The organism is Pseudodesulfovibrio thermohalotolerans, assembly GCF_021353295.2.
GTDB lineage: Bacteria > Desulfobacterota > Desulfovibrionia > Desulfovibrionales > Desulfovibrionaceae > Pseudodesulfovibrio > Pseudodesulfovibrio thermohalotolerans.
Genome location: NZ_CP120635.1, coordinates 2,072,771 through 2,089,955, shown reverse-complemented (window position 1 = coordinate 2,089,955; position 17,185 = coordinate 2,072,771). Strand labels below are relative to the sequence as shown.

21 protein-coding genes and 1 tRNA gene are annotated in these 17,185 nt (G+C 56.0%); 9 read left to right on the top strand and 13 right to left on the bottom strand.

All coding sequences use genetic code 11. The features are described from left to right. Position 1 precedes the first annotated feature (1 nt). Positions 2 to 1,420 (bottom strand): biotin carboxylase N-terminal domain-containing protein, encoded by a 1,419-nt coding sequence (locus LF599_RS09955; RefSeq protein ID WP_279520630.1) that lies wholly within the window; start codon positions 1,418 to 1,420, stop codon positions 2 to 4. Between the two features lie 246 nt (positions 1,421 to 1,666). Here LF599_RS09955 and LF599_RS09950 point away from each other — a divergent pair, with 246 nt between their 5' ends. Then, positions 1,667 to 2,929, top strand: a complete 1,263-nt coding sequence (locus LF599_RS09950) for an NAD(P)/FAD-dependent oxidoreductase (RefSeq protein WP_279520629.1) — start codon at positions 1,667 to 1,669, stop codon at positions 2,927 to 2,929. A gap of 124 nt (positions 2,930 to 3,053) precedes the next feature. Here LF599_RS09950 and LF599_RS09945 read toward each other — a convergent pair whose 3' ends face one another. Together LF599_RS09945 and LF599_RS18310 are read right to left on the bottom strand one after the other, a co-directional pair. Further along, a complete protein-coding gene (locus LF599_RS09945) occupies positions 3,054 to 3,266 on the bottom strand; it encodes a hypothetical protein (protein ID WP_269942574.1) in 213 nt (70 codons plus the stop codon). Continuing rightward, positions 3,187 to 3,567 (bottom strand): sulfite exporter TauE/SafE family protein, encoded by a 381-nt coding sequence (locus LF599_RS18310; protein WP_404823691.1) that lies wholly within the window; start codon positions 3,565 to 3,567, stop codon positions 3,187 to 3,189. Before LF599_RS18310 ends, LF599_RS09945 begins: the two co-directional genes overlap by 80 nt. Positions 3,568 to 3,725: 158 nt before the next feature. Here LF599_RS18310 and LF599_RS09940 point away from each other — a divergent pair, with 158 nt between their 5' ends. After that, positions 3,726 to 3,905, top strand: coding sequence for a ferredoxin (locus tag LF599_RS09940; RefSeq protein ID WP_269942575.1), 180 nt, complete (start codon positions 3,726 to 3,728; stop codon positions 3,903 to 3,905). Positions 3,906 to 3,973: 68 nt separating this feature from the next. On the opposite strand, the gene LF599_RS09935 is transcribed toward LF599_RS09940, so the two are convergent. The 4 genes from LF599_RS09935 to LF599_RS09920 all read right to left on the bottom strand — a co-directional run bounded on the left by LF599_RS09935 (position 3,974) and on the right by LF599_RS09920 (position 6,086). Continuing rightward, positions 3,974 to 4,420, bottom strand: coding sequence for a DUF1499 domain-containing protein (locus tag LF599_RS09935; RefSeq protein WP_269942576.1), 447 nt, complete (start codon positions 4,418 to 4,420; stop codon positions 3,974 to 3,976). Positions 4,421 to 4,487: 67 nt separating this feature from the next. Next, complete coding sequence (locus LF599_RS09930) at positions 4,488 to 5,357, bottom strand: DMT family transporter (protein ID WP_279520628.1); 870 nt, start codon at positions 5,355 to 5,357, stop codon at positions 4,488 to 4,490. Positions 5,358 to 5,414: 57 nt separating this feature from the next. Then, positions 5,415 to 5,747: an MGMT family protein gene (locus tag LF599_RS09925; protein ID WP_279520627.1), complete on the bottom strand. Its 333-nt coding sequence runs from the start codon at positions 5,745 to 5,747 to the stop codon at positions 5,415 to 5,417. 84 nt (positions 5,748 to 5,831) lie between these two features. Then, entirely contained in the window at positions 5,832 to 6,086 is a 255-nt protein-coding gene (locus LF599_RS09920) for a hypothetical protein (RefSeq protein WP_279520626.1), read from the bottom strand. A 1,287-nt stretch (positions 6,087 to 7,373) separates the two neighbouring features. Between LF599_RS09920 and LF599_RS09915 the strand changes: the two genes are divergently transcribed. Continuing rightward, a complete protein-coding gene (locus LF599_RS09915; protein WP_269942580.1) occupies positions 7,374 to 7,694 on the top strand; it encodes a TIGR03905 family TSCPD domain-containing protein in 321 nt (106 codons plus the stop codon). 452 nt (positions 7,695 to 8,146) lie between these two features. Here LF599_RS09915 and LF599_RS09910 read toward each other — a convergent pair whose 3' ends face one another. From LF599_RS09910 to LF599_RS09885, 6 genes are all read right to left on the bottom strand, one after another. Then, positions 8,147 to 8,992 (bottom strand): hypothetical protein, encoded by an 846-nt coding sequence (locus LF599_RS09910; protein WP_269942581.1) that lies wholly within the window; start codon positions 8,990 to 8,992, stop codon positions 8,147 to 8,149. A gap of 187 nt (positions 8,993 to 9,179) precedes the next feature. After that, positions 9,180 to 9,356 (bottom strand): helix-turn-helix domain-containing protein, encoded by a 177-nt coding sequence (locus LF599_RS09905; protein ID WP_279520625.1) that lies wholly within the window; start codon positions 9,354 to 9,356, stop codon positions 9,180 to 9,182. A gap of 144 nt (positions 9,357 to 9,500) precedes the next feature. After that, positions 9,501 to 9,596: transfer RNA gene (locus tag LF599_RS09900), tRNA-Ser, on the bottom strand. 265 nt (positions 9,597 to 9,861) lie between these two features. After that, complete coding sequence (locus LF599_RS09895; protein WP_269942641.1) at positions 9,862 to 10,248, bottom strand: NifB/NifX family molybdenum-iron cluster-binding protein; 387 nt, start codon at positions 10,246 to 10,248, stop codon at positions 9,862 to 9,864. A 74-nt stretch (positions 10,249 to 10,322) separates the two neighbouring features. Next, positions 10,323 to 10,811: a nucleoside deaminase gene (locus LF599_RS09890; RefSeq protein ID WP_279520624.1), complete on the bottom strand. Its 489-nt coding sequence runs from the start codon at positions 10,809 to 10,811 to the stop codon at positions 10,323 to 10,325. A 9-nt stretch (positions 10,812 to 10,820) separates the two neighbouring features. Next, positions 10,821 to 11,636, bottom strand: a complete 816-nt coding sequence (locus LF599_RS09885; RefSeq protein WP_279520623.1) for a phosphoribosylformylglycinamidine synthase subunit PurQ — start codon at positions 11,634 to 11,636, stop codon at positions 10,821 to 10,823. 173 nt (positions 11,637 to 11,809) lie between these two features. Between LF599_RS09885 and LF599_RS09880 the strand changes: the two genes are divergently transcribed. Genes LF599_RS09880 through lptB form a run of 6 tightly spaced genes read left to right on the top strand, consistent with a single transcriptional unit; the run spans position 11,810 to position 16,961 of the window. Beyond that, positions 11,810 to 13,447 carry a CTP synthase gene (locus LF599_RS09880; RefSeq protein ID WP_279520622.1) on the top strand — a complete coding sequence of 546 codons (1,638 nt, stop codon included), beginning with the start codon at positions 11,810 to 11,812 and terminating at the stop codon, positions 13,445 to 13,447. A gap of 3 nt (positions 13,448 to 13,450) precedes the next feature. Next, positions 13,451 to 14,254: a 3-deoxy-8-phosphooctulonate synthase gene (kdsA, locus tag LF599_RS09875; RefSeq protein WP_279520621.1), complete on the top strand. Its 804-nt coding sequence runs from the start codon at positions 13,451 to 13,453 to the stop codon at positions 14,252 to 14,254. Next, positions 14,247 to 14,771 carry a KdsC family phosphatase gene (locus LF599_RS09870; protein WP_279520620.1) on the top strand — a complete coding sequence of 175 codons (525 nt, stop codon included), beginning with the start codon at positions 14,247 to 14,249 and terminating at the stop codon, positions 14,769 to 14,771. Before kdsA ends, LF599_RS09870 begins: the two co-directional genes overlap by 8 nt. Continuing rightward, entirely contained in the window at positions 14,772 to 15,389 is a 618-nt protein-coding gene (gene lptC / locus LF599_RS09865; RefSeq protein WP_279520619.1) for an LPS export ABC transporter periplasmic protein LptC, read from the top strand. 40 nt (positions 15,390 to 15,429) lie between these two features. Beyond that, the gene (lptA, locus tag LF599_RS09860) at positions 15,430 to 16,233 is read left to right on the top strand and encodes a lipopolysaccharide transport periplasmic protein LptA (protein ID WP_279520618.1); all 804 of its coding nucleotides are present in this window, start codon (positions 15,430 to 15,432) and stop codon (positions 16,231 to 16,233) included. A 2-nt stretch (positions 16,234 to 16,235) separates the two neighbouring features. After that, on the top strand, positions 16,236 to 16,961 hold the full coding sequence (gene lptB / locus LF599_RS09855; RefSeq protein ID WP_269942583.1) for an LPS export ABC transporter ATP-binding protein: 726 nt from the start codon (positions 16,236 to 16,238) through the stop codon (positions 16,959 to 16,961). Positions 16,962 to 17,185 lie beyond the last annotated feature (224 nt).

Below are 17,185 nucleotides of genomic sequence, written 5' to 3'. Positions count from 1 at the left end.
CTTAGAATACGAGGAGGTTTTCGGTTTTTTCAATGAGGAAGGGGATGTTCGATTTCATCGCCTCCCCGGCGGAGTCGGAGCCGTTGAGTTGCAGGTCCCGCAGGAATTCCAGCCCTCGGGCCTTGGCTTCTTCGAGATCCTTGCCCCAGATGATGGCCAGGGCCAGGTTGGGGTCGTACTCCGTGGGAATCTGATAGGTGCGGTCAGTGGGAACGTGCGTGTGCACGGTCAGCCAGTCGCGTTCCTGCCACTTGAGCTCCTCGATCCGGCCGACCCAGGGGGTGAAGCCGTTCGTGGTGTCTTCGGCGATGAGACGGTATTCGATACCCACGCCGCCAAAGGAAACGTCGTCCTGGGTGTAGCCCAGCGGCTCGCCAAGGCCGGTGCGGATCTGCTCGCGGATGAGGTTCACGTCGGGATTGCCGTTGACCGAACCTATGCAGGCCGAGACGCCGTTCTCCACCTGGATGCGGGTGTTCACTTCCATAAGGAAGGGGTCGCCGTTCGGAGTGACGATCCACTCCCAGGTGCCGACGTTGTCGTATTTGATTTCCTTGGCGATGGACAGGGAGTAGCGGGTGATGTCGTCGAGGAGTTTCTGGGCGTCGAAGCCGTAGGTCAGCCCCTGCGGCCAGAAGCCGGGAGCGACTTCGATACGTTTTTGCAAGCCGGGAGACTGGACCGAGCAGTTGCGGGTACCGAAGTGGACCGGATTGGTCCCGGAGCGGTCGGAGACGATCTGCACTTCAAGGTGGTTGAAGTTGAACACACGCTGCTCGATGAGCACGCCTTCGTCGTTGAACGTCCGCAGGGAATAGTTGCGAATGCGGCGGTAGGTCTGGCGGAAACGGGCCATGTCCTCGCATTCGTCGATGCCCATGCCGCCGCCGCCCGCCGACGCCTTGACCAGGACCACCGGACGGCTGATGCCCATCTTGGCCTGGAATTCGAACAGGCTTTCGGCGATGGCCTCGGCCTCAAGCTCGTCATATATGGCCCGGTCGGAGCCGGGCACCGTGGGCACGCCCAGGGTGCGGGCGATGCGCTTGGTGTTGATCTTGTCGCCCAAGTCCCGGATAACTTCCCAGGAAGGGCCGATAAAGGTCATGGGGCGGTCGCGTTGAACCACACGGCGTGCAAACCGGTAGTTCTCTGAAAAGAAGCCGTATCCGGGGTGGATGGCCGTGGCTCCCGACTCGTCCGCCACGGACAGGATGTCGCCGGCGTCGAGATAGTTGTGGATGCGGTACAGGGATTTCTCCCCGCCCAGCCTGCGGGCCACGTCCAGGTGACCGGACCGGGAGTCCTCTTTGGTATACAGGGCAACGAAGGGCAGGCCGAGATCGGAACATGCTTCCATGATCCGCACGGCGATCTCGCCCCTGTTGGCAATGAGTATCTTTTGTCCGTCTAAGCTCACGTCGAATTTCTCTTTCGGGTATGTTTTTTTGCGGAGCACTAAATAGCCTTTCTTCCGCTATCTTGCAAATCTTTTGAAATGGTGTTTATTCTTTTAAATCAGAGTGTTATCTTGAAACACCCGTTTGAATTAATAATTATGGATTTTTAACTAAAATATGTGTAGAAAATCGGTCCGGCAAATTTTTTCAGGCCATTGTTGCCAGAATTGTCAATACGTTGAGATTTTGACCAAGAGGAGTTCCGAATGGATTACGTTATTGTGGGAAATGGCGTTTCTGCCATCGGTGCAATCGAGGGTATTCGCCAGCACGACAAGACCGGTCCCATCACGGTTATCAGCGACGAGGCCGTGCCGACTTACGGCCGCCCGCTCATTTCCTATTATCTCTCGGATAAGATCAAGTTCGACACCTTGCCGTTCCGCCCTGAGGAGTTCTACGAGCGTAACGGGGTCGCCATGCGGCTGGGGTCGAGGGTACTTTCCGTGGACGCTTCCGAAAAGGTCCTGACTCTCGACTGCGGCGACAAGGTCAAATACGACAAGCTGCTCCTGGCCACCGGAGGCACTCCGGTCAAGCCGAACCTGCTGGGCATCGATGGCCCCGGCGTGTACAATTTCACCACCGTGGCCCATGCTGAGACCCTCAAGGAATTGGTGGACAAGGTCAAGAAAGTCGTTGTCATCGGCGCGGGCCTCATTGCGCTCAAGGCCGCCGAAGGCTTTGCCGAGAAGGGAGTCGATGTGACCATCGTGGTTCGCTCCCGGATCATGCGTACCTACTTCGACGAGACCGCAGGCGAACTGATTGTCGAACACCTGGAAAAGAACGGCATTCGTTTCCTGCAAGGTACGGACACCAAGGCCGTCATCCGCCACGAGGACGGTTCCATCGAAGGCGTGGAAACCGACCAGGGGCTGGTCCCGGCGGACGTGGTCATCGTGGCCGCGGGCGTGCGCCCGAACATGGGGCTGGCCATCCAGGCCGGGCTGACCACCGGGCAGGGCATCCGCGTGGACGACTACATGGCGACCAGTGACCGGGATGTTTTCGCGGCCGGAGATGTCGCCGAAGCCAAGGACTTGCTGACCGGCGAATATACGGTTCGCCCCATCTGGCCCAACGCCTACACTCAGGGGCGTTACGCGGGCCGGAACATGGCCGGGGCCGAAACCCCGTACACCGGCGGGATGTCCATGAACTCCATCACCTACTATGGACTGCCGACCATTTCCGTGGGCGAGACCAATCTTGCCGATGACGAGCTGTATGAAGCCGCCGTGTTCCTCGACCGGGAAAACTCTGTCTATCGCAAGCTGATTTTCAAGGACAACGTCCTGGCTGGCTGTATTCTCATCGGGGCCATCGACGCGGCCGGGTTCTACACCAGTTTCATCAAGAACGGTTTCGAACTGGACGAAGCGGGCAAGGAGCGCCTCATGGAGGGCGATCCTTCTCCGGCCCTTTGGCCCGACAGTTTTATCGAAGCCATGATGAACAACCCTTAGACTGGAAATTCATACGAAACACCAAGAGCCGCTTGAAGCGGCTCTTTTTTTGGCAAGCGGTCGGCCTTCATTGCGTGTTCATCCATCAAGAGCCTCGGAATTATCGGCCAGGCGTTCTCCAGGCTCAGATGTTGCGGTAGATCATCATACAGCCGAGCAGGAAGACGACTGCCAGTGCGAGTGTCCTGTAGCCCTTGTCGGAGAGGTGTTTGTACGCCCTGGTTCCGAGAAAGATGTCGGTTAAGAGAGCGGGCAGGCTAAGGGCGTACAGATGCAGCACTTCGCCGGTAATCATTCCGGAAAGGGCCTGGGAGAGGATGATGACTAGACCGGACAAGGCGAAGAAGCACGCCAGCGTGGCCTTGGCCTCGTTCTTGGTCCATGGTTGAAGGGCAGCATAGACAATTGCTGGCGGCCAGTAGTGTGAAAGTGCATTTGAGATTGATGCATTTGCGTAAACGGATGGTCAGGTAGAGACTTATGATCAAAGCGAGCAGGACCATGAGCGGAACGCTGGTCTTGATGCTCAGAAAGAATCCCAGCAGAGGAAGGGCAATGAGTCCGAATCCGAATCCGGTCAGTCCCTGAAGGAATGCTGCGGCGAGCACGATGAGAATGATGGAGACTGTTTCGAGCATGGTCGTGACTTACTGTATTTGCAGTGGGCTGCCGATGACGATCGCTTTGTCTCTAAATTCAGAATAAAACAGTTGCCACCAAATTGAATCGCAGGGTATAGGTATCAACAAATGGAAATCCATTTTTAACTAATTCCAGTATCTCAGGAGGTTGAGTTATGGCCATTGTCATTGATCATGATGAATGTATTGGTTGTGAATCGTGCGTTGAGATCTGTCCTGAAGTTTTCGAAATGGACGCCGACGGGGAAAAGGCTACTGTCATCGATCCGGATTCGACTCTGGATTGCGTGGATGAAGCCATTGAGACCTGTCCCAACGAAGCCATATCCAAGTAGCCGAACGACTGTACAAAAAAAGACCGCCTTTTGGAGGCGGTCTTTTTTTGTGCGCTTTGGGAAAATGATTATTGCAATTTGGCGAAGTTGACGCGCACCTCTTCGATACGCTTCCGGCTGTCCGGGAAATTCAGGGCTTCGCCACGGGACAGGGCATGGATATGAATCAGACCGGCCTGCTCGTCGTAGAAAAATTCCGCATCGTCTATGGTCCGCAGGACGCTGCTTCGGAACTCGGCACGCAGATAGTTGCCCTCGCTCAGGACCACCTTGGCGCCGAAGATGGATTCAATTGCGCTGCGTAGGTCCACCATTACCTTGTTTGGATCGCCGGTGGCCGTGATGGGAGCGATTTTGTGTTTTGCATCGTCGGCTTGCGAGGAAATGCAGTCGACATCGTCCGGGCAGACGGCGAACATTCCATTGGCCATTCCCAGGTCCGGGGCCTTGGTCGAACAGGCGGGGAGGGCGGCTAGGGAGACGGCAAGAATTATGGTGGCGAGTAGTTGTTTCATGGCTCTCAATATATTGTAAAATCGAACGGAAAAGCAACCCTCATTTCGAGTGGCAACAGCTGCCCGGTCAGCGGGTGCGGGTGGCCATGACCACGCCTGAAAAGATGAGCACGAAGCCTGCGGCGTGGACCGGGGTTATGGGCTGGTCGAGCAGGACCCACGCGCCGATTCCGCTGAAGACCGGAATGAAATATTGAAACAGGGCGGCATTGCCCGGCCCGATGTGCATGATGGCAGTGTTGAAGAGGAAAAATGCGGCCAGGGAGGCCAGCACGCCTGTGTACAGAATAACGCCGATCACGGCCGGGGTGAGAGTCCAGGAGGATACGAAGCACTGTTCCATGAGGGCTGCGGGGACAAGCGGGATGGTCCCCAGTAAAAAGGTCGCGCCGAGATAGGCGTTTTGGCTAATAGTCGCGGGCTTGCGCTTGACCAGAATAGAGTACACGGCCCAGAGGAAGCCCGCGGCGAACATCCAGATGTCGCCCAGCCGAAAGGTCATGTGAAGGAGCGTGTCCAGAGAACCTCTGGTGGCGATGGCCAGCATTCCGAAAATGGCGATGGCCAGGCCGGTCCAGCGTAGCGGAGAGATTCGTTCCTTGAGGAATATGCGGGCCAGAATGACCACGAAGACCGGCGCGGTGGCTGCGAACAGGGCCATGTTCACCGTGTCTGTGGTGCGCGCACTGATATACACCATGGTGTTGAACAAGGTCACGCCGGTGATCGACGCCGCAAGAAGCTCGTAGCGATTGTCGAGCAAGGCCTGCATGTCGCGTTGCATGTCGCGTTTCGCGAAGGGCAGGAAGACAGCAGTGGCCGTCAACCAACGGAGGGCGGCCAGCGTGACGGGAGGAATATCGTCCACGAAACCGCTGGCGATAAGAAAATTGCCGGACCATATGGTCACGGCGAGCAAGGCGAAGAAGAATCCCAATGGACGATTTCCGGACATGGAGAGTGTGATAGTCGAAGCCGGAACACTTGGCAATCGCTATCTATCTGTCACTATTGGCTCATTCGGCAGCCAGGCGAATCGGTCCAGGTCAATGCGCCCTGCGTGGTCGAACTCCACGCCCTCGGCTTGGAGCAGACGTTTTTGCTCATCGCGCCCTTGCAATTTCCCCAGGGCGATCCGGCCTTCGCGGTTGACCACCCTGTGCCACGGCAAATTTTCTTTGCGGGAGCTAGAATGCAGCACTCTGGCAACCTGTCGCGCTCCCAGCCGATTGCCCGCCAGAGCGGCCACGCGGCCGTAAGTGGATACCCGACCCTTTGGGATGGCCCGTATGGTTTCAATGATGTTTCGAGTGAAGAGCGAGGACATGCCGATAAATAAACCGTGGAGCGCCCGCAAGGCAAGACTCCAACGTCTGTTCCACGGTTTTCCCCTCGCACCGTTAACTGGCCGTTATTTAAACAGCCGTTCGTCTTTGTGGTCGGGGCTTTGTTCTCCATCCACCAGAAGGTAGCGGTTCTCCCATCGCTTTAGCATGGTGATAAGCGCGATCGTGTTGGAGTTGAGTCGAGTTATTTCTCTCTTTGTGGCCTTGGTCCATTTCCAGATGAAAAGCGGGGCGAGGATTAGACAAAAAAGAAGGATGAGCGTCAGGATGAGGAGGAAGACCAAGATCACGCCGTTTGTCGCCGTGATGTAAGGTTCCATGGGGTCTCCATGTGGTTATGTGTTACTGCCATGCAGCCGGGCGCGCTTGCGCTGCGGGTCGGCAACACGATTGCGTCCGGCCGCTTATTTTTTGAACGTTTCAGAATCGGATAGGGCCCGACCATGGCCTCCACGTATTTTGTGACGCGGAAACAAAGAAGTTGGGAAGCTGGAGTAAAATAAACTGGTCGGAATGTCATGGCTATGCGCTCCAGCCGCGTTCGTATAACGGGCATGTTTCGGGATTTGATCCAGGAACAGCGAGCAGCCATTTTAGGAGAGTAAAATATATAGCCCATGACAAGGCAAAAGCAAAGCCGGTTGTAAGACAGCCGTGTTGTGGTGGCATGGCGGCAACTCCTGTCGTCCAGCGAGGGGCGACCAGTGAACAGATGTTTCCCCTTGGCGAACCCGATAGACCTGGTCAAAGGAAGCGGCGACATCGCACTGGCCTTAGCTTTGAATTTCCTTGGGCAATGAGAGTCAGCCCCCCCCGAATTTTGTCCGTGTGTGGGCTGACGCGTGTTCCTGTGTTGAGAATAGAGCATATCACGCTGGGATTAGGGCTTAACCACGATTTTGGCTGGATTGTAGTAAAATTGGTTGACGGAAATTCCCGATTTACAATTGTCCTGTCTTCAGATGAAAGGTTTGGCGGCGGAGCAAGAAGGTGGTGTTAGTGGAAACAAGTGTCTTGTGATCTTTTTCACATGGCATGTTTCTTGTTTAAGTCTGGATTTGGATCTGGGAATAGCAGGATTGGAGTGCTCAACTGGTAGTAGTGCAGTGGAAAAATTATGTTCCATGTTTCACAATTGGCGTTTGACAAGCGTTTTATGATTAGGTAGTTCGATTCTCAACGCACGTGAGACCGTTGTTTGTGCGTTGGTCGGTAGAAAGTGTTTTAGATTTACTTCTGCTGAGTGTGTCGCTTTCCGGTCTGGTTTGAGAAAAATGGCACAATCTCGGATTTGAAGTTGTCTTGGATCAAGATGTTTGGACCGCACGCTTTTTGCCGAAGGAACGGATAGGGGCCGTGGTACGGCTCCTGGGCGACGACCCCGATTTTGTACGACTCGGTGTTGATTGGCCCTTGTTCCCTGGTCGCCTTGAGGAATCGTCTCTGTCCGAACGGAAGACGTATGAAACCTTCCGACGGCCCCGAATACGGGACCAAGCCGGAGGGAGGGAAGTCTTGCCCGCATGACGCCATGCCGCAAGGAAAGACGAGTTGTTCTTTAGCCGGGTTTGTCCGGTTGGAATTTTAAATAATACGGATAAAATACAATGGATAACGCACAGCATCACTCAGCTTCCGCAGTCGCAGCCCCGTCCTCCCGAGTCAACGTTGAGCATTACATCCCCGAAGCGGGTGTCTGCACCAAGGAAATCGATTTCGTCGTGGACAACGGCAGCATCGACTACGTCAACTTTTCCGGTGGATGCGAGGGCAACCTCAAGGCCATCGCTTCCATGATCGAAGGCATGAACGTGGACTTCGTTCTTGATCGTTTCAGCGGTATCACTTGTGGCTCCAAGTCCACTTCCTGCATGGATCAGTTCTGTCACGCCCTGCAGGAATACAAGGAAAAGCACCAGTCCAGATAAGTTCTGCTACCCACCGGCCCCAGGCCGGACCTGCAAATTGTACAAGGGCCGACGATTTTTCGTCGGCCCTTGCGTTTGCTGGTTCAGGTTCGAAGAAGGCGAATGGTAAAGACTGTGTGTTGTTCAAAAAAAGAGCTGACAGTGATTAACAGTCGCTTACTCGTTGTCTTGTTTGGATGGAATTTGTGATCAATCGCATCAATTTTCGCATATCGTCGTCAAAACACCATCAAAAAGGGGTTACGGAAATATTCCGTAACCCCTTAAAATATAGCAGAGAGGGTGGGATTCCAGGAATGGAGTCATCAATCCCTGTTATCATTGATGTTTTTGTGTCCGCAATCCGACTCTGGTGTAGCAGTCTAGTATAGCAGTCTGGTGTGGCAGTTGGCAAGGGGCAGGACGCCACTACGTTCCTACAGTGCTTCTACAGCCAATTCCGGCGATGTTCCTCAATACCTCAGAGTGAAATGGTCCGGTGTCTTGAACTGCTTCACATAGGCACTTTGTCGGGTGTCTTGCATCAAGTGGTAGTAGCAATGACGAGCGTATTCCGCCTCCATCTCATCTGGTACGATTATGCGTGGAATCTGCTCCTTGAGGAGATCGTGATAGACGTACCGTGTTACGCTTGCGGCTTCAGGTGTAACGTAGGCCTTGATGGCGTGTCGAATGTCGTTGAGCATTTGTACGATAACGCAGCCGTGATAGATGAAAATATCGTTATGAAACCATTCAATGAAGTCATCCAACACGATGTAGGAATCCTGTGCGCTGATGGTGCACCCGTTCCGCGCTAGTAGGCGTCTCAGGTTGTTGGCTACAGAGTTCAGGCTCATGTCGTTGTGCTTGAGAATATTTCCACAGTTTTTGATGAAAAAACTACGTGGCATTGTTATGTTCACCACTTTGTCGATGGAGGGGAGGTTGACGTTATCAAAGGTGGGTTCATATTCAAGCCACTTTTTGAACACCATACAGGCACATGTTAGACCATCTACTGTGCCTTCGTTGTTGAAGTGAGGAGCTTGCGTGATACGGATTGTTGACGCAAGTCTCGATTCCTGCTTGGTGCATAGCTCGCTACGATCTGGGGTGAGAAAGTCAGTGAGGCGTGAGTTGAAGAGTGTCGCTTCGGGAATGCCCTTGAAATGTGCTTCCGTGCCATACTCATTGGAGCAGAATTCCAGGAGTAGATGGTTCACCATGCCATCGATAGCTCGGTTGGTGGTGTGAAGAGAGATCACTTCCGCTTCGATGGCAGAGATGGAATGCTCTTTTCCGTTAGAATCGATCATGGTTGTCCTCCAAAAAAGACAGATACACCCCAAGACAAAAACACGCAAAGACAAAGCCCACCCAGGAACGTAGTCAGGGTGGGCATTTGCAGACGCCGTATGGGGCATCCTGGCTTCTGATTTGACCCCTCGGCAAGGGTGACCGGCTAGAATGCGTCAGAGGGGAAATATGGAGGCCGTTTACAGGCTATACCTTTATGATCCTGTACAAAGTCTGGCGGCTGATCCCGAACTCGATTGCCAACGCCTTCTTTTCCTCCCCCTCACCACTGCGCCGCCTGATCTCCCCCATCTGTTCCTTGGAGAGCTTCGACGTGCGTCCACAGTGCTTGCCCCTGGCCTGTGCCTTGGCGATTTTTTTCACACTGCGGATTTATACAAATTCCCGTTTGAATTGTGCGATCACTCAATAGGACGCAAAGTTCAAAGGTCTTCTCCTGGTTCTTTGCATCTTTTTTCAAAAAACAGGAAAAAAGGGGTTACGGAAAATCCGTAACCCCTTGAAATATGGCGGAGAGGGTGGGATTCGAACCCACGTACGAGCTATTAACTCGTAACTCGATTTCGAGTCGAGCGCGTTACGGCCGGACTTCGCTACCTCTCCAATGTGTCCACTGTGCGCTGCTCTGAAGGGGCGGGGGTGAATCCCGTTCCTTTCGTTGTGCTTTTGTATGTGGCAAAACTGTTTGTCTTGCTCGAAACATACGGAGCGCGTTGTGGAATTGGGTTTATAAACAGAGTCGGCGCGGCTGGCAAGCACCTTTTGGGATTTGTCGGGGGGCGGGGCGATCTTTTGACGAGGGGGAGGGGATAAAAAACGCCTCGCGGTCGGGCCGGGAGGCGTTTTTACGGGGATTTGAAAAAGTGTTTTATAGTGGTTTCAGGTTGTTGTGATCGTGCCCGTCATGGTGGTCGCAATCGTGGTGATCGCAGGTGATCTGGTTGTCCTTCAGTTCACCGGACAGCCATTTTTCGAGGACGTCCTCGATGGGACCGGAGCAGCCGCGGATTACTTCGATGCCGGCGTTCTTAAGGATATTCAACGCACCCTGGCCCATGTTGCCGGCCAGCATGACCTTGACGCCGCGTTCGGCCAGAACCGGAGCGATGTCGGATTTGCAACCGCATCCCTGAGGCGAATCCATGCGCTCGCTGAAAGTGATTCGGTTGTCCTCTATGGTCACGAGGGTGTAGTGGTCGCAGTGACCGAAATGATCGTCGATGAGCCCTTCACGGGTAGGCAGTGCGATTATCATATGTCTCTCCTGGATGGATGAATGGGTTCGAATGAAATATGATAAGACGGAATCGTTCCGTGTAAAGGGGGGTCCTACTTTCTGCGTTCCAGGAAGAACCTTTTGAGCAGGGATGAGCATTCGCCGCCCATGACGCCCTCCACGGTCCACAGCCGATGGTTTGCAAACGGCAGGGAGCACCCCTGCAGGTTGGAGACCAGGGCTCCGGCGCGATCGTCCCGGGCCGCGAAGACCACTCCGGCCACACGGGCGTGGATAAGCGCGCCAGTGCACATGAGGCACGGCTCCAGGGTTACGGCCATGATGGTGCCGGGCAGGCGGTAGTTGCGCATTGTGCGCGCCGCCTCGCGCAGGCAAAGAATTTCCGCGTGCCCGGTCGGGTCATGGGTGGCGATGGGCCTGTTGTGGGCCGCCGCAAGCAATGTGCCCGTAGACGTGAACAAGGCCGCGCCGATGGGAGCTTCGCCCGCCTTGGCGGCCTTGCACGCCTCGCCAAACGCCACATCCATAAGATCGCGCCAGGAGGTCCCGGCGGGCGGTTGGGGAGCGATGGGCGCGGCCATGGTCGTGGACTACCTGTCCTTCAGGTAGCGCACCCCGGCTTCGAGCATGACCAGACCGAGCGGCATTTCCGGGTCCGTGCCGCGCGTCCAGGAAGGATGGTTGGTCTTGTGGTTGTACGCTTCGGGATGGGGCATGAGGCCCAGGATGCGGCCCGTGGGGTCGGTCAACCCGGCGATGCCGAGCGGCGAGCCGTTGGGATTGTACGGATATTCCTGGGTGACCTCGCCGGTCTCGGGATGGATGTATTGGACGGCGATGAGATTTTCTTTTTGCAGAGCCTGGAAGGTGGCGTCGTCCATGGGGATGATCTTGCCTTCGCCGTGGCGGATGGGCACATCCAGGCAGTCGATGCCCTTGGTGAAAACGCAGGGCGAGGCGGGGTTGGCCTTGAGCCGTACCCAACGGTCTTCGAATCGGCCGGAGTCGTTGTAGGACAGGGAGACCTGGCGTTCGAAATACCGCCCGCCGATGGCCGGGAGCAGACCGAGCTTGCACAGAAGCTGGAAGCCGTTGCAGATGCCGAGGATAATGCCGCCCTTGTCGAAGAAGCCCTTCAACTGATCGAGGACCGGCTTGCCGTTTGCGTCAATGGACCATCGCCAGCGCAAAGCGGCCGCCTGGGCCGCTCCCAGGTCGTCGCCGTCCAAAAATCCGCCTGGGCAGAGCAGGTAATTGTATTCGTCCATGCGGACATGGCCCGCTGCGAGATCGGAAAAGTAAACGATATCGGCATTATCCGCACCAGCCTGTTGCAAGGCGTAGGCGGATTCCTTCTCGCAGTTGGTGCCGTATCCGGTGATGACGAGTGCATTGACGCGGGCCATGAAATTCTCCTCTTCATATTGACTTTGTCGCAGTACCCTGCAAAATTCGCGAAGCAGCGACGTGCTGGGCAGGAACATACGTGTCCGGCGCACGACAGTCAACATGGCCGGAGAACGAGACCGGTTGTGATATATCCTTACAATTCAAGCATAACCAAGGGGCTTTCTGACGCATGAAAACCAAGTTCATATTTATAACCGGTGGTGTCCTTTCTTCTCTGGGCAAGGGGTTGGCCGCTGCATCCATTGGAGCGCTTCTCCAGGCCAGGGGGCTCAAGGCCACCATCCAGAAGCTTGATCCCTACATCAACGTCGACCCCGGCACCATGAATCCCTTTCAGCATGGTGAAGTGTATGTCACCGATGACGGCGCCGAGACCGACCTCGACCTCGGCCATTACGAGCGTTATCTCGGCACGGCCCTGACCCAGCAGAATAACTACACCTCCGGCTCCATCTACAACTCCGTTATCCAGAAGGAACGCCGTGGCGACTACCTGGGCGGCACAGTGCAGGTCATCCCGCACATCACCGACGCCATCAAGGAGGCGGTCATCAACCTGCCCAACGGCGAGGACGTGGCTCTGATCGAGATCGGCGGCACCGTGGGCGACATCGAGGGACAGCCGTTTCTGGAGGCCATTCGTCAGCTCAAAAACGACTTGGGCAAGGAAAACGTTCTTTTCATTCACCTCACTCTCGTGCCGTACATCAAGGCCGCCGGTGAGCTGAAGACCAAGCCCACCCAGCACTCCGTGAAGGAATTGCGGAGCGTGGGTATCCAGCCCGACATCATTATCTGTCGTTCCGAGGTGGATCTTGCCGACGATCTCAAGAAGAAGATCGCCTTGTTCTGCGACGTGGACCAGGACGCCGTCTTTACCTGCGTGGACGTGGATTCCATCTACAAGGTGCCGCTGAAGCTTTATGATGAAGGCGTGGATCAGAAGATCGCGATCCTGCTGAAGCTGCCCGCCAAGAACGCCGAGCTGGGCCCGTGGGAGAAACTCAACGAGACTCTTTCCAACCCCAAGGGGGCGGTTAAAATCGGTATTGTCGGCAAATACGTCGACCTGACCGAGGCCTACAAGAGCCTGCACGAGGCGCTGATTCACGGTGGTGTGGCCAATGAGGTCAAGGTGGAATTGGAGTACGTCAACTCCGAGAAGGTCACTCCTGCCAACGTCGAGAAGAAACTCAAGGGACTGGACGGCATTCTGGTGCCCGGCGGCTTTGGTTCGCGCGGCATCGAGGGCAAGATTCTGTCCATCAAGCACGCCCGCGAGAACAAGATTCCCTTCTTCGGCATTTGCTTGGGTATGCAGTGCGCCTGCATCGAGTTCGCCCGCAACGTCATTGGACTGGAAGGCGCCAACTCCGAAGAGTTCGACAAGGCCACCCCGCATAATATCATCTACTTAATGAAGGAGTGGTACGACTTCCGGACCAAGAAGACCGAGACCCGCTGCGAGGAATCCGAGAAGGGCGGCACCATGCGTCTGGGCTCCTACCCCTGTAAGCTCAAGAAGGACACCAAGGCCTACGAGGCTTACAAGACCGTGAACATCGATGAGCGCCACCGCCATCGTTTCGAGTACAACAACAAGTACATCGCGCAGTTCGAGGAGAACGGCATGGTCCTGTCCGGCACGGCTCCCGACGAGTCCCTGGTGGAGATCGTGGAACTGCCCAACCATCCGTGGTTCCTGGGTTGTCAGTTCCACCCGGAGTTCAAGTCCAATCCCATGAAGCCGCATCCGCTGTTCCGGGAATTCATCAAGGCGGCCAAGGACGAGAAGGCCAAGAAGTAGTTTATGGCGGATCTTTATCAAGTCAGCAGGTCCGGCCCGTTCATTCTGGCCGGACCCTGCGCCATTGAGAGCAGGGAAATCGCCCTCGAAACGGCCGACGTGCTCGCCGGACTGGCTTCGAAGCTGGATATTCCCATTGTCTACAAGAGTTCCTTCGACAAGGCCAACCGGACCTCGGTAACCAGTTTTCGCGGCCCCGGTCTGGAGAAGGGGCTGGACATCTTGGCCGAGGTGAAGCGGACCACGGGGTTGCCCGTGGTCACGGACATCCACCATCCCGAGCAGGCCGCGCCTGTGGCCGAGGTGGCGGACGTCCTGCAGATCCCGGCGTTCCTGTGCCGCCAGACCGATTTGCTGGTGGCCGCAGCCGAAACGGGCAGGGTGGTCAATGTCAAGAAAGGGCAGTTCCTGGCCCCTTGGGACATGCGAAACGTGGTGGACAAAATCCGTTCCGTCGGCAACGACAAGGTCTGGCTGACCGAACGGGGGTCCACGTACGGCTACAACAATCTGGTCGTGGACATGCGCTCCATTCCGCAGATGAAGGCGTTCGGCGTTCCTGTCGTCATGGACGCCACCCATTCGGTGCAGCTTCCCGGCGGATTGGGTGGCGCATCGGGCGGACAGCGGGAATATGTGTCCGTTCTGGCCTCGGCTGCCGTTGCCGCGGGTGCGGATGGCGTGTTCATGGAAGTTCATCCAGCCCCGGACAAGGCGTTGTGCGATGGTCCCAACAGCCTGCCGCTTGCCGAGGTGGAAAGCCTTCTGAAAAGACTTTTGGCCTTGTGGGAGATCAATCGTGGCTGACGCGACCGCGCTCGCGCGGAAGATCAGGCTGCTGGTGCTCGACGTTGACGGCGTGCTCACCGACGGCGGCCTTTACTATGGCGAAGATGGCCTGCTTATGAAACGATTTAACGTGCAGGACGGTCTCGGCATCAAGATGGCCCAGGCCGTCGGCCTTGAGATCGGGGTCATCACCGGGTTGAACCAGGCCCCCGTGGAGAATCGCGTCCGGGAACTGGGCATCAAGTTCTACTACGCAGGCCACCACCACAAACTCCCTCTGTTTGAGGAAATATGTGAAAAAGCCGGGGTCGATCCGAGCGAGGCCGCCTTCATGGGCGACGATTGGATTGATTTGGCCGTTATGAAACGCGCGGGGCTGGCCCTTTGCGTGCCCAACGCCGTGCCCGAGGTGGCCGAGGCCGCCGACTGGATGTCCACCCGCAAAGGCGGGGAGGGCGCGGTTCGCGAGGCTGTCACCTTCATCATTGAAGCCCGGGGCCTCAAGGAAAAAGCCCTCAATTACTGGGTGGACTAGATGAAAGGCCGTCCGGCTCTGATTCTTCTCGTCATATTCGCTTTGGGGCTGCTTTTAGGCGTGGGCGTCAACGAACTCTTTCTTTCCGATCCTATTCTGGAGCCGAAGGAAGACGTTGAGCGCGCCCCCATATCCCGTGAGGCCATGTTCGCCGACGCCGATATTTCGGCTGAGGACATCGAATTGGTGCAGGGCAAGCAGGGAAGTCTGAATTGGAAGCTCCTGGCCAAAAGCGCGAAGTACAATCAGGAACTCGGTATCATTGCCGTGAATTTCCCGCAGCTCACCGCGTTTTTCGGCGATGACCGCCAAGAGGTCTATGTGCAGTCGGAGCGTGGCGAGGTGGATCAGGAGAATGACAACCTCACACTGTACGACAGGGTCAGCGGCCGCTTCGGCGATTTGGCCTTGGATGCCCAGCAGCTTGATTATGTGGGGGCGATAGGTAAGGTGTACCTCAAAGGCGGCGTCTCGTTGCGCCGTTCCGACATGATCGTCCAGGCCAAGGCCCTGGAGATCGATCTTGTCACGAGACAACTGGTGGCCGCAGGTGGCGTGGAAGCGTTGCTGGCCCCCGAGGGACTGGTTGGAAGTCCTTTGCAAGACGACAAGGAATAAGACGTTGCTGAATACGGTTCGCCAAACGGTTATTTTGCTGATGCTGGTTGTGCTCCTGATTCCGGCCGGGGCGATGGCCCAGGACTGGGGCGAGGTGTCCGAGGCTACGGTCAACCTCAACGTTCGCAAGGAACCCGCTCCGGGCTCGGCTCATGTGGTCACGCTGACCAAAGGGCAGCGGGTGAGGACCGACTTTCCGCAAAACGGCTGGGTGGCAGTATTCGAACTCGATGAAAAGGAACGCGACCTGTCCAAAGCCATCGGGTATGCCAACGCCAAATATTTCAAAACAGTACAGGTGAAGAAGGCCGAACCCACGCCGGCCGCCGCTCCGCAACAGGATTCCGGCGAAGGCGAGGTCAAGGCGCCCGTGGCCGAGACTCCGCCGCCCGCATCCGTTCCGGTGAGTGTCGATCCGAGCCGTGCGCCGGTAAAGATCACCTCCGACCGCATGACCTATGACGAGGCGGGCAAGGTCATTTCCTTCGAAGGCAACGTTGTCGCGGTCCACGGCGAACTGACCCTTTGGGCCGACAAACTTTCGGCCTACCTTTTGGCTGACGGACAGAGGAAATTCTCGGCCGACAGCGTTGAGCGAATCGTTGCCGAGGGCAGTGTTCGAGCCAAGAAGGGCAACACCGAGGGAACCTGCGGCAGACTGACCTATCTGGTCGGCCCGCAGCTTCTCAAGATGGAACAGAATCCCAAGTTGCAGGACGGCCCCAATTCCCTGACGGGCGAAGTCATCAATTTCCATATCAAGGACGACCGGTCGGAGGTCATAGGCGGCGAGCAGCGCGTCAAGGCCATCTTCATGACCCCCGGCAACATGAAGGTGCAATAGCCATGGGCGAAGGTCTGCGCGCAACCAACCTGTCCAAGCGGTACGGCCAGAAAGAGGTCGTGCATGGCATCAACATCGAGCTCAACTCCCGGGAAGTCGTCGGCCTGCTTGGCCCGAACGGCGCGGGAAAGACCACGACGTTCTACATGCTTGTGGGCATCGTGCAGCCCAATACCGGGGTGGTCACCCTGGATGGGCAGGAGCTTACGGACAAACCGCTGCACGAACGCGCCCGGCTTGGGGTAAGTTATCTGCCGCAGGAAAGCTCCATCTTCAAGAAGCTGACCGTGCGCCAGAATTTGGAGATCATTCTCGAACAGACCTCCATGACTTCCAAGGAGCAGCGGGCGAGGGCGGATGAATTGCTTGAGATGTTCACCATCACCAAGCTGGCGGATCAGGCGGCCATGTTTTTGTCCGGCGGTGAGCGGCGCAGGCTGGAGATTGCCAGGGCGCTTATTCTCGACCCGCAGTTCATTCTTCTTGATGAGCCATTCGCGGGTATCGACCCCATCGCGGTCATCGACATCCAGGAAATCATCTCCGTACTCAAGTCCATGGAGATCGGTATTCTCATTTCCGACCACAACGTTCGGGAAACTTTGAATATTTGTGACAGAGCCTATCTCGTTTACGAAGGTACGGTCATTCTTGAAGGGGCTCCGACCGATATCGTGAAGTCCAGCCGAGCCCGGCAGATTTATCTGGGCGAAGATTTCCGGCTCTGATTCACCGCCCACATCTTTTTTTAGCTTTCTCGATTTACACTGTACCCAAAGGTTGGTACACTTTTTTCATACCATAATATATTCGATTGATTGCGAATAGAAACAGGATGTTATCACAATGGTGTTGCATCCTTTAATTCGTTGTGGCATAGTTCAACCGAAAGAAATGGCAAGCCGAGCAAAAAAAATTTCTTTATCCGGCAGCCGATAAACGCAACCCTAAG

Excerpts from the sequence above, each read along its gene's own strand:
- LF599_RS09950 (WP_279520629.1), top strand. The coding sequence starts at position 1,667 with ATGGATTACGTTATTGTGGGAAATGGCGTTTCTGCCATCGGTGCAATC.
- LF599_RS18310 (WP_404823691.1), bottom strand. The coding sequence starts at position 3,567 with ATGCTCGAAACAGTCTCCATCATTCTCATCGTGCTCGCCGCAGCATTC.
- LF599_RS09940 (WP_269942575.1), top strand. The coding sequence starts at position 3,726 with ATGGCCATTGTCATTGATCATGATGAATGTATTGGTTGTGAATCGTGC.
- LF599_RS09935 (WP_269942576.1), bottom strand. The coding sequence starts at position 4,420 with ATGAAACAACTACTCGCCACCATAATTCTTGCCGTCTCCCTAGCCGCC.
- LF599_RS09925 (WP_279520627.1), bottom strand. The coding sequence starts at position 5,747 with ATGTCCTCGCTCTTCACTCGAAACATCATTGAAACCATACGGGCCATC.
- LF599_RS09920 (WP_279520626.1), bottom strand. The coding sequence starts at position 6,086 with ATGGAACCTTACATCACGGCGACAAACGGCGTGATCTTGGTCTTCCTC.
- LF599_RS09915 (WP_269942580.1), top strand. The coding sequence starts at position 7,374 with ATGGATAACGCACAGCATCACTCAGCTTCCGCAGTCGCAGCCCCGTCC.
- LF599_RS09910 (WP_269942581.1), bottom strand. The coding sequence starts at position 8,992 with ATGATCGATTCTAACGGAAAAGAGCATTCCATCTCTGCCATCGAAGCG.
- LF599_RS09895 (WP_269942641.1), bottom strand. The coding sequence starts at position 10,248 with ATGATAATCGCACTGCCTACCCGTGAAGGGCTCATCGACGATCATTTC.
- LF599_RS09890 (WP_279520624.1), bottom strand. The coding sequence starts at position 10,811 with ATGGCCGCGCCCATCGCTCCCCAACCGCCCGCCGGGACCTCCTGGCGC.
- LF599_RS09885 (WP_279520623.1), bottom strand. The coding sequence starts at position 11,636 with ATGGCCCGCGTCAATGCACTCGTCATCACCGGATACGGCACCAACTGC.
- LF599_RS09880 (WP_279520622.1), top strand. The coding sequence starts at position 11,810 with ATGAAAACCAAGTTCATATTTATAACCGGTGGTGTCCTTTCTTCTCTG.
- kdsA (WP_279520621.1), top strand. The coding sequence starts at position 13,451 with ATGGCGGATCTTTATCAAGTCAGCAGGTCCGGCCCGTTCATTCTGGCC.
- lptC (WP_279520619.1), top strand. The coding sequence starts at position 14,772 with ATGAAAGGCCGTCCGGCTCTGATTCTTCTCGTCATATTCGCTTTGGGG.
- lptA (WP_279520618.1), top strand. The coding sequence starts at position 15,430 with ATGCTGGTTGTGCTCCTGATTCCGGCCGGGGCGATGGCCCAGGACTGG.
- lptB (WP_269942583.1), top strand. The coding sequence starts at position 16,236 with ATGGGCGAAGGTCTGCGCGCAACCAACCTGTCCAAGCGGTACGGCCAG.